This is a genomic window from Burkholderia sp. BCC1644 (assembly GCF_902833225.1).
Lineage (GTDB): Bacteria > Pseudomonadota > Gammaproteobacteria > Burkholderiales > Burkholderiaceae > Burkholderia.
The window spans coordinates 167,859-180,542 of sequence record NZ_CADFEI010000005.1 but is presented as its reverse complement, the minus strand read 5'-3'; the positions used below and the strand labels follow the sequence as shown (position 1 = coordinate 180,542).

12 protein-coding genes are annotated in these 12,684 nt (G+C 66.1%); 3 read left to right on the top strand and 9 right to left on the bottom strand.

Annotated elements, in window-relative coordinates; genetic code table 11:
• Positions 1 to 26 precede the first annotated feature (26 nt).
• The 5 genes from HWX87_RS11785 to mfd all read right to left on the bottom strand — a co-directional run bounded on the left by HWX87_RS11785 (position 27) and on the right by mfd (position 7,168).
• Entirely contained in the window at positions 27 to 359 is a 333-nt protein-coding gene (locus HWX87_RS11785) for a hypothetical protein (protein WP_176047285.1), read from the bottom strand.
• 323 nt (positions 360 to 682) lie between these two features.
• Positions 683 to 1,147 (bottom strand): DUF3574 domain-containing protein, encoded by a 465-nt coding sequence (locus HWX87_RS11780; RefSeq protein WP_244137658.1) that lies wholly within the window; start codon positions 1,145 to 1,147, stop codon positions 683 to 685.
• Between the two features lie 145 nt (positions 1,148 to 1,292).
• Positions 1,293 to 2,312 (bottom strand): threonine/serine dehydratase, encoded by a 1,020-nt coding sequence (locus HWX87_RS11775; protein WP_176047283.1) that lies wholly within the window; start codon positions 2,310 to 2,312, stop codon positions 1,293 to 1,295.
• A 60-nt stretch (positions 2,313 to 2,372) separates the two neighbouring features.
• On the bottom strand, positions 2,373 to 3,593 hold the full coding sequence (gene argE / locus HWX87_RS11770) for an acetylornithine deacetylase (protein WP_176047282.1): 1,221 nt from the start codon (positions 3,591 to 3,593) through the stop codon (positions 2,373 to 2,375).
• A gap of 104 nt (positions 3,594 to 3,697) precedes the next feature.
• Positions 3,698 to 7,168: a transcription-repair coupling factor gene (gene mfd, locus HWX87_RS11765; protein WP_176047281.1), complete on the bottom strand. Its 3,471-nt coding sequence runs from the start codon at positions 7,166 to 7,168 to the stop codon at positions 3,698 to 3,700.
• A gap of 107 nt (positions 7,169 to 7,275) precedes the next feature.
• Between mfd and ispD the strand changes: the two genes are divergently transcribed.
• Positions 7,276 to 7,986, top strand: a complete 711-nt coding sequence (gene ispD / locus HWX87_RS11760; protein ID WP_176047280.1) for a 2-C-methyl-D-erythritol 4-phosphate cytidylyltransferase — start codon at positions 7,276 to 7,278, stop codon at positions 7,984 to 7,986.
• Positions 7,987 to 8,014: 28 nt separating this feature from the next.
• Positions 8,015 to 8,500: a 2-C-methyl-D-erythritol 2,4-cyclodiphosphate synthase gene (gene ispF / locus HWX87_RS11755; protein ID WP_034188783.1), complete on the top strand. Its 486-nt coding sequence runs from the start codon at positions 8,015 to 8,017 to the stop codon at positions 8,498 to 8,500.
• Between the two features lie 123 nt (positions 8,501 to 8,623).
• Here ispF and HWX87_RS11750 read toward each other — a convergent pair whose 3' ends face one another.
• The 4 genes from HWX87_RS11750 to ompR all read right to left on the bottom strand — a co-directional run bounded on the left by HWX87_RS11750 (position 8,624) and on the right by ompR (position 12,093).
• A complete protein-coding gene (locus tag HWX87_RS11750; RefSeq protein ID WP_176047279.1) occupies positions 8,624 to 9,151 on the bottom strand; it encodes a carboxymuconolactone decarboxylase family protein in 528 nt (175 codons plus the stop codon).
• A 76-nt stretch (positions 9,152 to 9,227) separates the two neighbouring features.
• Entirely contained in the window at positions 9,228 to 9,776 is a 549-nt protein-coding gene (locus tag HWX87_RS11745; protein WP_043188036.1) for a peroxiredoxin, read from the bottom strand.
• Between the two features lie 189 nt (positions 9,777 to 9,965).
• Complete coding sequence (locus HWX87_RS11740) at positions 9,966 to 11,327, bottom strand: ATP-binding protein (protein ID WP_176047278.1); 1,362 nt, start codon at positions 11,325 to 11,327, stop codon at positions 9,966 to 9,968.
• Between the two features lie 40 nt (positions 11,328 to 11,367).
• Positions 11,368 to 12,093 (bottom strand): two-component system response regulator OmpR, encoded by a 726-nt coding sequence (ompR, locus tag HWX87_RS11735; protein WP_004199523.1) that lies wholly within the window; start codon positions 12,091 to 12,093, stop codon positions 11,368 to 11,370.
• Between the two features lie 267 nt (positions 12,094 to 12,360).
• On the opposite strand from ompR, the gene HWX87_RS11730 reads away from it, so the two are divergent.
• Positions 12,361 to 12,639, top strand: coding sequence for a hypothetical protein (locus HWX87_RS11730; RefSeq protein ID WP_124450473.1), 279 nt, complete (start codon positions 12,361 to 12,363; stop codon positions 12,637 to 12,639).
• Positions 12,640 to 12,684: the final 45 nt, after the last annotated feature.

Genomic DNA, 12,684 nt, shown 5'->3' with positions numbered 1-12,684 from the left:
TCTGGGAATCGGCTTATTTCTATCAACTACAGGCTGCTCGTCGCTTCCCACAGCTGCTCAAACGAGACGCCGCGAGGGAAAAAGTACGACCAACCGTACTCTTGAATACGGTCGAGTACGTAGGCGCTGGTCAATCCACCGACAGTCGGGCCGTATAACGTGCCGACTGCGCCGCCGATAATCGCTCCGCCCACCGTGCCGACTCCTGGAACGATGGATCCAGCCGCAGCGCCAATTCCAGCACCGACTTCCGCACCTATATATTGGCCGGCCACGGTTCCGGCTACGCCGCCAGCCACGGTCCCCGCAAGACCGGCCCCCGATACTTTCATCACTTCCTGATTACTCAATACTTTCATTGCTCAGGACTCCAATTTTAAATTGATGGAAGTGTCGGTCACGTTAAAACGTAATCGACGCAAACGATAATGCATCTCATTTGCATTTGTGTCAACATTGCTGATTTATCTCAGAATTCAGGTGCGCTTTGGCGTCGGCAATTACCGCGCTTTGGCGACGTCGATTCCTTGGCTTCGCGGCACACGAGCGTGTCCGAGTGCACGCGTGACATCCGCTGGCCCGCGCTTACTGGTGAGTTGGTTCAATATCGCAGTTGCTTTCTGCGTAGTACGCGGCTGGGCGTCAGTAATCGTCACGCATTTTCGAGACCGGAGCGGTGGAATCAGAATGACGCGCAGGCCGGCACGACCGTCATGCCGACCGATTCCTGATGAAACCGCTCCATATAGGCCTTGCGGATCGCGGCGAGCCGCACGCGCGTGTCGGGCGTATCGTCGGCGATGATACGGATCACGAAGCTGTCCTCGCGCGTGATCCCGCCGGTCGTGCGATCGCGCCATTGGCCGTGTGTATCCCAGTAGGTCAGGCCGTCGGGAAAACGCGGCGTGACCGTGTCGGCGAGGAACGCCGCGCGTTCCGCGTCGGTGACGGAGCCGTGCCCCGCGATGTCGCGCCCGAACAGCAGGTCGGCCTGCAGCATGCGGTTCTCGCCCGGCTGCGTGCAGGCCGGCGCCGCGCCGGCGACGGGTGAGGGCGGCACGGCGCAACCGGCGAGCAGCGCGATCGCCGCGGCGCCGATCACCGCCCGCGCGCGGGGAGGCCACGTTGAGGCCCATGGCCGCCGCATCTGCCCATTTCGTGACGATCGACCTTCGCGCGTGCAAAACGCTGCGCGCTCAACCACTTGCGTGCTTGTCCGGCGGGTTATCAACAGGGCTGTCAACATAATCTGGGGATAACCCTAGGTTGGTCCGTGGGTGCCCGATGTGGGGTCAGTGCTGCAGTTTCGCGTGTGCGAGATGCATGCCGAGCGTGCCGGGATCGGTGTTCGTGCCCGACAGCAGCACGCCGACGCGCTTGCCCTGCAGCGTTTCGCGCAGCGGGCCGAGCAGCGCGGCGAGCGCAGCCGCGCAGGCCGGCTCGACCGACAGCTTCAGGTGCGAGAACAGGAACAGCATCGCGGCGCGCAGCGCGTCGTCGGACACGGTGACGATGCGGTCGACGTGGCGCCGGCACAGCTGGTAGCTGTACTCCTCGGTATGCGGCGCCATCAGCGAATCGGCGATGGTCTGCATCGCGCTCATCTTGATCGTGTGGTTTGCCGCAAAGCTGCGGCTCATCGCGTCCGCGCCTTCCGGTTCGACGCCGTACACGTGCACGCGCGGATTCGCGAGCCGCAGCGCGGTCGCCATGCCTGCCGCGAGCCCGCCGCCGCCGATCGGCACGATCACCGCGTCGAGGTCGGGCGTCTGCGTCGCCCATTCGTAGCCGAGCGTCGCGGTGCCGAGGATCGTGTGATAGCCGTTGAACGGGTGGATGAAGAAGCGGCCTTCCTCGGCCTCGATGCGCCGCACGAGATCGAATGCCTGCGACGCGCTGCCCGCGAGCACGACTTCCGCGCGGTACTGCTTGCACTGCGCGATGCGCGTCGGGCTCACGGTGTGGAACATCACGACCTTCGCGCTGCTGCCGAGCCGCATTGCCGCGTACGCGACGGCCGCCGCGTGATTGCCGGCCGACACGCAGGTGACGCCCGCGTTCTTGCGTGCCTCGTCGAGCGCGAGCAGGTGCGTGAACGCGCCGCGCGCCTTGAAGCTGCCGCTCTCCTGCAGCAGCTCGAACTTGAAGTTGACGTGCGTGCCCTCGAGGGACGGCAGGTCGGCGCGCTCGAACACGGGCGTGCGCGCGACCCACGGCGACAAAGCGAAATGCTGAGCGGCGATTTCGTCGAGCGTCGGAATCGGCTCGCCGTCGATCGTCGCATGGGCGGTGCCCTGTTGTTCAGTCGACATGACGTGGCGGGTGGCGGAGTGGGCCGGCCCGCACACGCGGGCCGGCGTGGCGGGAGGCAGTCAGTGCGCGTCGACCGACATGCTGCGGATGAACTTGCGCAGGAACTGCTCGCAGCCGGCGAGCTGCGCGAGCTCGACATACTCGTTCGGCTTGTGCGCCTGCTCGATGTTGCCGGGCCCGCACACAACACTCGGGATGCCCGCGCGTTCGAACAGGCCGGCCTCGGTGCCGTACGCGACCTTGCGCTTGTCCTGGTCGGCCGTCAGCGCGCGCACGAGCTGCGTGATCGCGGCCTGTTCGGTCGCGTCGAGGCCGGGCGCCGCGGCGATCTTCGAGAACTCGATCGCGGCATTCGGATGCTCGCGCAACATCTGCGGCAGCAACGTTTCCTGCGCATACGCTTCGATGCGCGTGAAGATCTGCTCGGGATCGAGCGTCGGCAGGTTGCGGAATTCGAAGTCGAAGCGGCACTCGGCCGGCACCGTGTTGATCGCGTTGCCGCCCTGGATCGTGCTCGTCTGCGCGGTGGTGAACGGCACGTCGTACAGTTCGTCGAACGGGCCTTCCGCGCGGAAGCGGTCGGCGATGTCGCGGATATGGCAGATGAGGCGCGCCGCATATTCGATCGCGTTGAGCCCCTTCGGCGTCAGCGACGAATGCGCCGCGTGGCCGCGTACGCAGCAGCGGTACGCGTTGATGCCCTTGTGCGCGATGATCGGCCGCATGCTGGTCGGCTCGCCGACGATGCAGCCGGACGGCTGCACGCCACGCTTGACGAGATCGGCGATCATCAGCGGTGCGCCCGCACAGCCGATTTCCTCGTCGTAGGACAGCGCGAAATGGATCGGCTTCGCCAGCTTCGTCGCCTGCATGTCGGGCAGCAGCGCGAGCGCGGTGCCGATGAAGCCCTTCATGTCGCAGGTGCCGCGGCCGTACAGGCGGCCGTCGCGGATTTCCGGCGCGAACGGGTTGCTGTCCCATTGCTGGCCGTCGACCGGCACGACGTCGGTATGCCCCGACAGCACGATGCCGCCGTTGGTCGAGCCGTCGTGCGCGGGCACGGTGGCGAACAGGTTCGCCCAGCCTTCGCGCGGATCGTGCGTGATCGTCGAAGCAATGCCCTTCGCGGCGAGTGCGTCGCGCACCGTTTCGATCAGGCCGAGGTTCGGCACGCGACTCGTCGTGTCCATCGACACCAGTTGCTTGACCCACGGCAGGCTGACGAGCGATTCGTCGCCCCGGGTTGCGGCGGACGGCGCCGACGCGTCGAGAGTGGACATGGCAAAACTCCGTCTGATGAATGGGAAATCATACTCAAAAACGCGCCGGCCCGCCTTCGTCGGGCGCGATGCGGTGCAGCAACGTCGCGCCCGTCGGTATCGCGTCAGCGCGCCGCGGCGGCCGCCCCCTGTTTCGGGGCCAGCGCGCGCAGCGTTTCCTTGATCGTCGACACGCGGATCGCGAGATCGGGCGAGCGCGTTTCGATGCGCAGCTTGTCCTGGCCCGCGAGCTTGATGTGCCGGTGCTTCTGCACCATCTCGATGATCCGCATCGGATCGATCGGAGGATTCGGCTCGAACTGCAGCCCGATCGCGACCTCGCTCGCGTCGATCTTCACGATGCCGAGCGGCTTCGCGGCGATCCGCAGCCGGTGCGTCTCGACGAGCGCGTGCGCCTGCGGCGGCAGCTTGCCGAAACGGTCGATCAGCTCTTCCTGGATGCCGTCGATCGCGTCGCCGTGCTCGCAGTTCGCGAGCCGCTTGTACAGCGACAGCCGCTCTTGCACGTCCGCGCAGTAGTCGGCCGGCAGGATCGCGGGCGCATGCAGGTTGATTTCCGTCGTCGCGGCGAGCGGGGCGGTGAGGTCGGGCTCCTTGCCGTTCTTCAGCGCCTTCACCGCGTCGTTCAGCATGTCCGTGTAGAGCTGGAAGCCGATCTCGTGGATTTCGCCCGACTGCTTGTCGCCGAGCACTTCGCCGGTGCCGCGGATCTCGAGGTCGTGCATCGCGAGATAGAAGCCGGAACCGAGTTCCTCCATCTGCTGGATCGCTTCGAGCCGGCGCTGCGCCTGCTTGGTCAGCGACTGCGGATCGTGGACCAGCAGGTAGGCATACGCCTGGTGGTGCGAGCGGCCGACGCGGCCGCGCAGCTGGTGCAGCTGCGCGAGGCCGAACTTGTCCGAGCGGTGCATGATGATCGTGTTCGCGCTCGGCACGTCGATGCCGGTCTCGATGATGGTCGTGCACAGCAGCACGTTCGCGCGCTGCGCGACGAAATCGCGCATCACGCGTTCGAGTTCGCGCTCGTGCATCTGGCCGTGCGCGATCACGATGCGCGCCTCCGGCACGAGCGCCTCGAGCATCGCCTTGCGGTTCTCGATCGTCTCGACCTCGTTGTGCAGGAAGTACACCTGGCCGCCACGCTTCAGCTCGCGCAGCATCGCCTCGCGGATCACGCTTTCTTCCTCGCGGCGCACGAAGGTCTTGATTGCGAGCCGCTTCTGCGGCGCGGTCGCGATGACCGAAAAATCGCGCAGCCCTTCGAGCGCCATCCCGAGCGTGCGCGGAATCGGCGTCGCGGTGAGCGTCAGCACGTCGACTTCCGCGCGCAGCGCCTTCAGCGCCTCCTTCTGGCGCACGCCGAAGCGGTGTTCCTCGTCGATGATGACGAGGCCGAGCCGCTTGAACTGCACGTCCGAGGACAGCAGCTTGTGCGTGCCGATCACGATGTCGACGCTGCCTTCGTTGATCTGCGCGATTGCCGCGCTTACTTCCTTCGCGGTCTTGAAGCGTGACAGCTCGACGATCCGCACCGGCCAGTCCGCGAAACGGTCGGCGAAGGTCTGCGTGTGCTGCTCGGCGAGCAGCGTGGTCGGCGACAGCAGCGCGACCTGCTTGCCGCCCAGCACCGCGATGAACGCGGCGCGCAGCGCGACCTCGGTCTTGCCGAAGCCCACGTCGCCGCACACGAGGCGGTCCATCGGCTTGCCGCTCGTCATGTCGCCGATCACGGCCGCGATGGCTGCCGCCTGGTCGGGCGTTTCCTCGAAGCCGAAGCTTTCGGCGAACTTCACGTAGTCGCGCGGATCGAGCGAGAACGCGTGGCCTTCGCGAGCCGCACGGCGCGCATATAGGTTCAGCAGCTCGGCGGCCGTGTCGCGGATCTGCTGCGCGGCCTTGCGCTTCGCGCGCTCCCACTGGCCGGAGCCGAGTGCGTGCAGCGGCGCGCTGTCGGGATCGGCGCCGCTGTAGCGCGAGATCACGTGCAGTTGCGCGACGGGTACGTAGAGCTTGCTGTCGCCCGAGTATTCGAGATGCAGGAATTCGGTCTCGCCTTCGCCGAGATCCATCGACACGAGGCCCATGTAGCGGCCGATGCCGTGCTGCGCATGGACGACCGGGTCGCCGACCTTCAGTTCCGACAGGTCGCGCACCATCGCGTCGACGTTGCTCGCCTGTTCCTGCCGGCGGCGGCCCGCGCGGCGGCCGAGCGCGCCGTACAGCTCGGTTTCGGTGACGACCGCATAACCTTCGCCGGGCACCGCGAAGCCGTTCGCGAGCGGCGCGACGCCGAGCGCGAAACGTTCGTCGCTCGCGAGCCAGCCCGCGAAGTGGTCGTTCGACACGGGGCGCAGGTGATGCTCGGCGAGCAGTTGCAGGATCGTCTCGCGCCGGCCGGCCGATTCGACCGTCAGCAGCACGCGCTTGCCCGACGTTTCGACGAAGGTGCGCAGCGACGCGAGCGGATCGTCCGCATGGCGGTCGACGGTCAGCTCGGGCAGCGCGGTCGCCCAGCCGCCGGCCGGCTGCGCGGGCAGCACGATGCGCGCGAACGGCTTCGCGAACGCGAAGAAATCCTCGTCGGAAAGGAACAGCCGCTGCGGCTCGAGGATCGGCCGCTCGCGATCGTGGGCGAGGAACGCGTGGCGCTGCTTCGTATCGGCCGTGAAACGGCGGATCGACCCCTCGAGATCGCCGGTGAACACGAGGTGCGCGTCCTGCGGCAGGTAGTGGAACAGCGTGGCCGTTTCGTCGAAGAACAGCGGCAGGTAGTACTCGATGCCGGCCGACGGCACGCCGTTGCCGATGTCCTTGTAGATCGGCGCGCGGCTCGGGTCGCCTTCGAAGGTCTCGCGCCAGCGGCTGCGGAAGGCCGTGCGCGCGGCCTCGTCGAACGGGAACTCGCGGCCGGGCAACAGGCGCACGTCGCGCACCGGGTAGAGGCTGCGCTGCGTGTCGGGGTCGAACGCGCGGATCGAGTCGACCTGGTCGTCGAACAGGTCGATCCGGTACGGCAGCGGCGAGCCCATCGGGTACAGGTCGATCAGCGAGCCGCGCACGCAGTATTCGCCGGGCCGCACGACCTGGCTCACGTGCTCGTAGCCGGCCAGCGTCAGCTGCGCCTTCAGCTTCGCCTCGTCGAGCCGCTCGCCCTGCGCGAACGCGAACGTGTACGCGGCCATGAACGAGGCGGGCGGCATCCGGTACAGCGCGGTGGTCGCGGGCACGAGCAGGATGTCGCAGCGGCCCTCGCCGAGGTCGTGCAGCGTCGCGAGCCGCTCGGACACGAGGTCCTGGTGCGGTGAGAACGTGTCGTACGGCAGCGTTTCCCAGTCCGGCAGCAGGCGCACGCGCGCATCGGGCGAAAAGTAGCGGATTTCCTGCGAGAGCCGCTGTGCGTCGACGGCGTTCGCGCAGATCACTGCGAGGAGCGGCACGTCCTGGCGGTTGTCGGCGAGATAACGGGCGATGGCGAGCGCGTCGGCGGAGCCGTGCGTGCCGTCGAAGGCAAAGCGCTGGCCGGGTTTGACGCGCGCAACGGGCGAGGCGGACGGGGTGGAAGCGTTATCTGGCATAGGGACGACAGGGGTGGCGTGCACGGGCGCATCGCGGTGCGCCGGTCGAGACGAAAGACCTATTATAAAATCCGCTTCTCGATTTCATCTTTCCGGCGTTTCCCTTCGTGACTCCCCGACTTTTCGCCCTGATTCCCTGTGCCGGTACGGGCAGCCGTTCCGGCTCCGCCGTGCCGAAGCAATACCGTACGCTGGCCGGCCGCGCGCTGCTGCACTACACGCTCGCCGCGTTCGACGCGTGCAGCGAGTTCGCGCAAACGCTCGTCGTGCTCGCGCCCGACGATTCCCATTTCGACGCTCGCCGCTTCGCGGGCCTGCGTTTCGCGGTGCGCCGCTGCGGCGGCGGCTCGCGGCAGGCGTCGGTGCTGAACGGGCTGCTCGAGCTGGCCGAATTCGGCGCGAACGACCAGGACTGGGTGCTCGTGCACGACGCGGCGCGCCCGGGCATTACGCCCGAGCTGATCCGCACCCTCGTCGCGACGCTGAAGGACGACCCGGTCGGCGGTATCGTCGCACTGCCGGTGGCCGATACGCTCAAGCGCGTGCCGGCCGGTGGCGACGCGATCGCGCGCACCGAGTCGCGCGACGCGCTGTGGCAGGCGCAGACGCCGCAGATGTTCCGCATCGGCATGCTGCGCGAGGCGATCCTGCGCGCGCAGCGCGAAGGGCACGACCTGACCGACGAAGCGAGCGCGATCGAATGGGCCGGCCATACGCCGCGCGTCGTGCAGGGCAGCCTGCGCAATTTCAAGGTCACGTACCCGGAAGATTTCGCGCTCGCGGAAGCGATCCTCGCGCGCCCCGCGAGCGCTTCCTGACTTTCACCCCATCTCAATCGGAACACGCATGGATTTCAGAATCGGACAAGGCTACGACGTGCACCAGCTCGTCGAAGGGCGCCCCCTCATCATTGGCGGCGTGACGATTCCGTACGAGCGCGGCCTGCTCGGCCACTCGGACGCGGACGTGCTGCTGCACGCGATCACCGACGCGCTGTTCGGCGCGGCGGCGCTCGGCGACATCGGCCGCCATTTCTCCGACACGGACGCGGCGTTCAAGGGTGCGGACAGCCGCGTGCTGCTGCGCGCGTGCGCCGAGCGCGTGAAGGCGGCGGGTTTCACGATCCAGAACGTCGACAGCACCGTGATCGCCCAGGCGCCGAAGCTCGCGCCGCATATCGACGGGATGCGCGCGAACATCGCGGCCGATCTCGGGCTGCCGCTCGATCGTGTGAACGTGAAGGCGAAGACCAACGAGAAGCTCGGCTATCTCGGCCGTGGCGAAGGCATCGAGGCGCAGGCCGCCGCGTTGCTGGTGAAGCAGGGCGGCTGACGGTTGCGCGTGGCGGCGCGCGGTTCGCGCCGCACGCCGTCCCGCGGAAACGAAAATGCCACGCATCGGCGTGGCATTTTCGTTTGAAGCCGGCATCGCTGCCGGCGCGCGTGGCGCAACCGCTTATTCGCCTTCGGCGGCGATCACTTGCGCGGCGGCGTTGATGACCGACGCGATGCGGCCGACGTCGCGCAGCTGCGTGACGGTCATCCCTTGTTCGTCCTTCAGCAGCGCATAGTGCGACTTCACGCAGAAGTGGCACTTGCCGACGATCGACGCGGCGAGCGCGTACATCTCGAACTTGCGCTTGTCGACGCCGCCGTGCGTGGCATACGCGCCCATCCGCAGTTCGGCGCGCTGCGTCTTCAGGTCGGCGTCGTCGGCCATCTCGACATACGGATACCAGGTGTTGTTCATCCCCATCAGCGCGGCCGCCGTCAGCACGGCGTTCGTCTCTTCGGGCGACAGGACGCCGGCTTCGCGGATCGTCTTGATGAGCACCGGGCTCTTTGCCGCGATGGCGGCCGCCAGCGCGACGCCAACCGCGTTGGTGCCTTCGAGCGACGAGCGCGAGATCGTGCCGTCGAGGTTCAGGCGGATGTCCTTCGCGTAGTCGGGGATGCGTGCCTTAATCGAGTCGATGAATTCCATTGATATCTCCTATGGGTTGGCCGTTAAAAAAGCCCGCAGGCAGGACGTGCGCCGCGGGCTTCGTGCATCGATGCGCTTACAGCGTTGCGCCGCCGACTGCACGGTTGCACGGGCACAGTTCGTCCGTTTGCAGGCCGTCCAGAATGCGCAGGACTTCTTCCGGGCTACGGCCGACGTTCAGGTTGTTCACCGAAACGTGCTGGATCGTGTTGTCCGGATCGACGATGAACGTTGCACGCAGGGCCACGCCGGCTTCCTTGTCGCGCACGCCGAGTTGGTCGATCAGCTCGCCCTTGACGTCGCCGAACGAGTAGTGGTTCAGCTTGTTCAGGTCCTTGTGCTCACGGCGCCATGCGAGCTTGACGAATTCGTTGTCCGAGCTGCCGCCCAGCAGGATGGCATCGCGCTCTTCGAACTGCTTCGTGAGCTTCGCGAACTCGACGATTTCCGTCGGGCACACGAACGTGAAATCCTTCGGATAGAAGTAGATGATCTTCCACTTGCCCGGGAACGACGCTTCGGTGACGGTCTCGAATGCCGACTGGCCGTTTTCCTCGTGATTGTTGAAGCCCGGCTTCGCGGCTACGACGGTGAAAGCTTCGAGTTTATCGCCCACGGTTTTCATGCGGATACTCCTGTATGAGTTGGGAAGAGGACTGAGTCAAGCTACCTCGGTGCTGCAACGATGGTGTGACAGCATGGGCAAGACTATAACACTATTAATAAAACGCTTCAATAGATTTTAACTAACTATCTTCATAGTTTTTTTCAACCGAATCGATAGTGTGAAGCGCGGGAAGCGTGCGTGAGCGCGTCACGCAGTCGCACGTGCCTTGCCGGCACCGGGGAATTCGAGCGTGACTTCGAGACCCGCTTCCGGGTTCCGGTTGCGCAGGCGCAGCGCACCGCGATAGCGGCCGACGAGGCGCAGCACGATCGCCATCCCGAGGCCCGTGCCGTCCGCCTTGGTGCGCGCGGTGTCGACGCGGTAGAACGGCCGCATCACGAGCGGCAGCTGATCCTCGGGGATGCCGGGGCCTTCGTCGCTCACCGACAGCTCGACGCGTGCGTGCGACACGCGGGTCTCGACCGTGATGCGCGAGATGCCGTCCTGCTTGCTCTGGCCGTACTTGCGCGCGTTCTCGACGAGGTTGCCGATCACGCGGCGCATGTCGGTCTCGTCGGCTTCGATGATCGCGCTCGGTGCGAGCCGCGTGCGGATCTCGACGCCGTCCTCGCCCGAGACGCGCGCGGCGACTTCCTGCGCGATCGACGACAGGTCGACCGGCTCGGGCTTGCGCTGCGACGGGCGCGCGTAGTCGATGAAGGCCGCGATGATGCGGTCCATCTGTTCGATGTCGTCGACCATCGCGTCCTTGGTCGCCTGGTCGGACGGGCTCATCTCGGTTTCGAGCCGCAGTCGCGCGAGCGGCGTGCGCAGGTCGTGCGAGATGCCCGCGAGCATCAGCGCGCGGTCGGCCTCGAGCTGTTCGAGGTCGCGCACCATCTGGTTGAAGCTGCGATTGGTCTCGGCCGCAACGCCCATCCCGCGCTCGGGCAGCAGCTCGGGTGTCTGGCCCGAGCCGATCTGCCGTGCGGCGAGCGCGAGCCGCGAGAACGGCCGGTTCACGAGGCTCGTGATGAACGCCGAGCCGAACAGCGACAGCGCGAGCGCGAACAGCCCCCAGCCGGCCCACTGCAGGCCCGTGACGTTGTCGAGCTGGTCGCGGTCGAGCGCGACCCAGTAATCGTCGTCGTCGATCTTGAAGCTGATCCACACGCCGGGAATGTCGTTGACCGACTGCGCGATCACGGTATCGTCGCCGAGGCGGCTGCGGATATCGTGTTCGATCAGGCGGTTCAGCGATTCGTCGGGCTGCAGCTTGAACTTGTCGGTTTTCTCGCGCGGATACACGCGCACGCCCTCGTTGCTCTCGAGATCCTGCAGCAGCGCGCGCCGCAGATCGGGATCGGAATAGAGCAGGGCGGTGCGCGTGAGCTTCACGATCGCGACGAGCTGCAGCGCGACGCGTTGCGCACGCGGCTCGCGCTCGATCACGCGAAAGCTCTGGAACCACGCGGCGAGACTGACCGAGATCAGCAGCGCGATCAGCAGGAAGGTGCGCCAGAACAGCCCGCCGAACGCGAGCTGAAGGAGGCGCCGGTCGATACGCATGGGACGGGCCGTGGGCGGGCGAAACCGGAAAGGAAAAAGATCAGGCGGCGCCGTCCGGGATGAACACGTAGCCGAGGCCCCAGACGGTCTGGATGAAGCGCGGGCTGCCCGGATCCGGTTCGATCAGCTTGCGCAGGCGCGAGATCTGCACGTCGAGGCTGCGGTCGAACACTTCGTATTCACGGCCGCGCGCGAGCTCCATCAGCTTTTCGCGCGACAGCGGCTGGCGCGGATGGCGAGCGAACACCTTCAGCACCGAGAATTCGCCGGTCGTCAGCGGAATTTCCTGGCCCGACTTCGTCAGCGTGCGCGTGGCGAGGTTCAGCGAGAACTCGCCGAACTCGAACACCTCGGTGGTTTCCGACGGCGCGCCCGGCAGTTCGGCCGGCGCCTGGCGGCGCAGCACCGCATGAATGCGCGCGACGAGCTCGCGCGGGTTGAACGGCTTCGGCAGGTAATCGTCGGCGCCCATCTCGAGGCCGACGATGCGATCGACATCTTCGCCCTTCGCGGTGAGCATGATGATCGGCGTGCGGTCGTTGCTGCCGCGCAGGCGGCGGCAGATCGACAGGCCGTCTTCGCCCGGCAGCATCAGGTCGAGCACGAGCAGGTCGAAACGCTCGCGTACCCAGAGCTTGTTCATCGCGGTCGCGTTTTCCGCGACGTATACGTTGAAACCCTGCTCGCCGAGGTAACGGCGCAGCAGATCGCGCAGGCGAGGGTCGTCGTCGACGACGAGAATCTTGGAGGGGTTTTTCGTTTCCATGATCGGCATCTTATCGCGAATGGGAATTGACGCACGGTCACGTATTTTCGTGCGTTACAGTCGGTTACAAAATTTACCCGTAGTGTCGCGCCGAGTAAAGGCAGGCTATAGAGATTCCTTTACTCGAAGCCGAAATTCGGTAGATACTCCCCTGCACTCCATCATTCATCTTTGTACACCCGATTTCCGCAGGGTTTTTCAAGTACCAGAGGTAGCCGGTTGCCGCGTGACGAAGGGAACAAATCGACCAAAGAAGCGAGGACGGTCATGCGATCTGCCCGGATTGCACTGATGCTGACGATCGCGCTTGCCGGTCCGTATGCGTCGAACTTCGCGTATGCGCAGCGCCCCGAGCAGGGCGCACCGTCGCGCAAGCTGCCGCGCGGCAAAGCGCCGCAGTCCGACCGTACCGCCGAGATGACGGTTCGTTCCGCCGTGCCTCCCGATCTCGAACAGCACCGCCGCGACGGCCACATGACGCCCGAAGAGCGGCACCTGCTGCGCCAGCACATCGAAGACGCCGTTCGCGAGTTGTACAAGCGCTGACACGCGCCGTCTTTCGCCCTGCGCGGACATCCCGTGCGGAAAGAA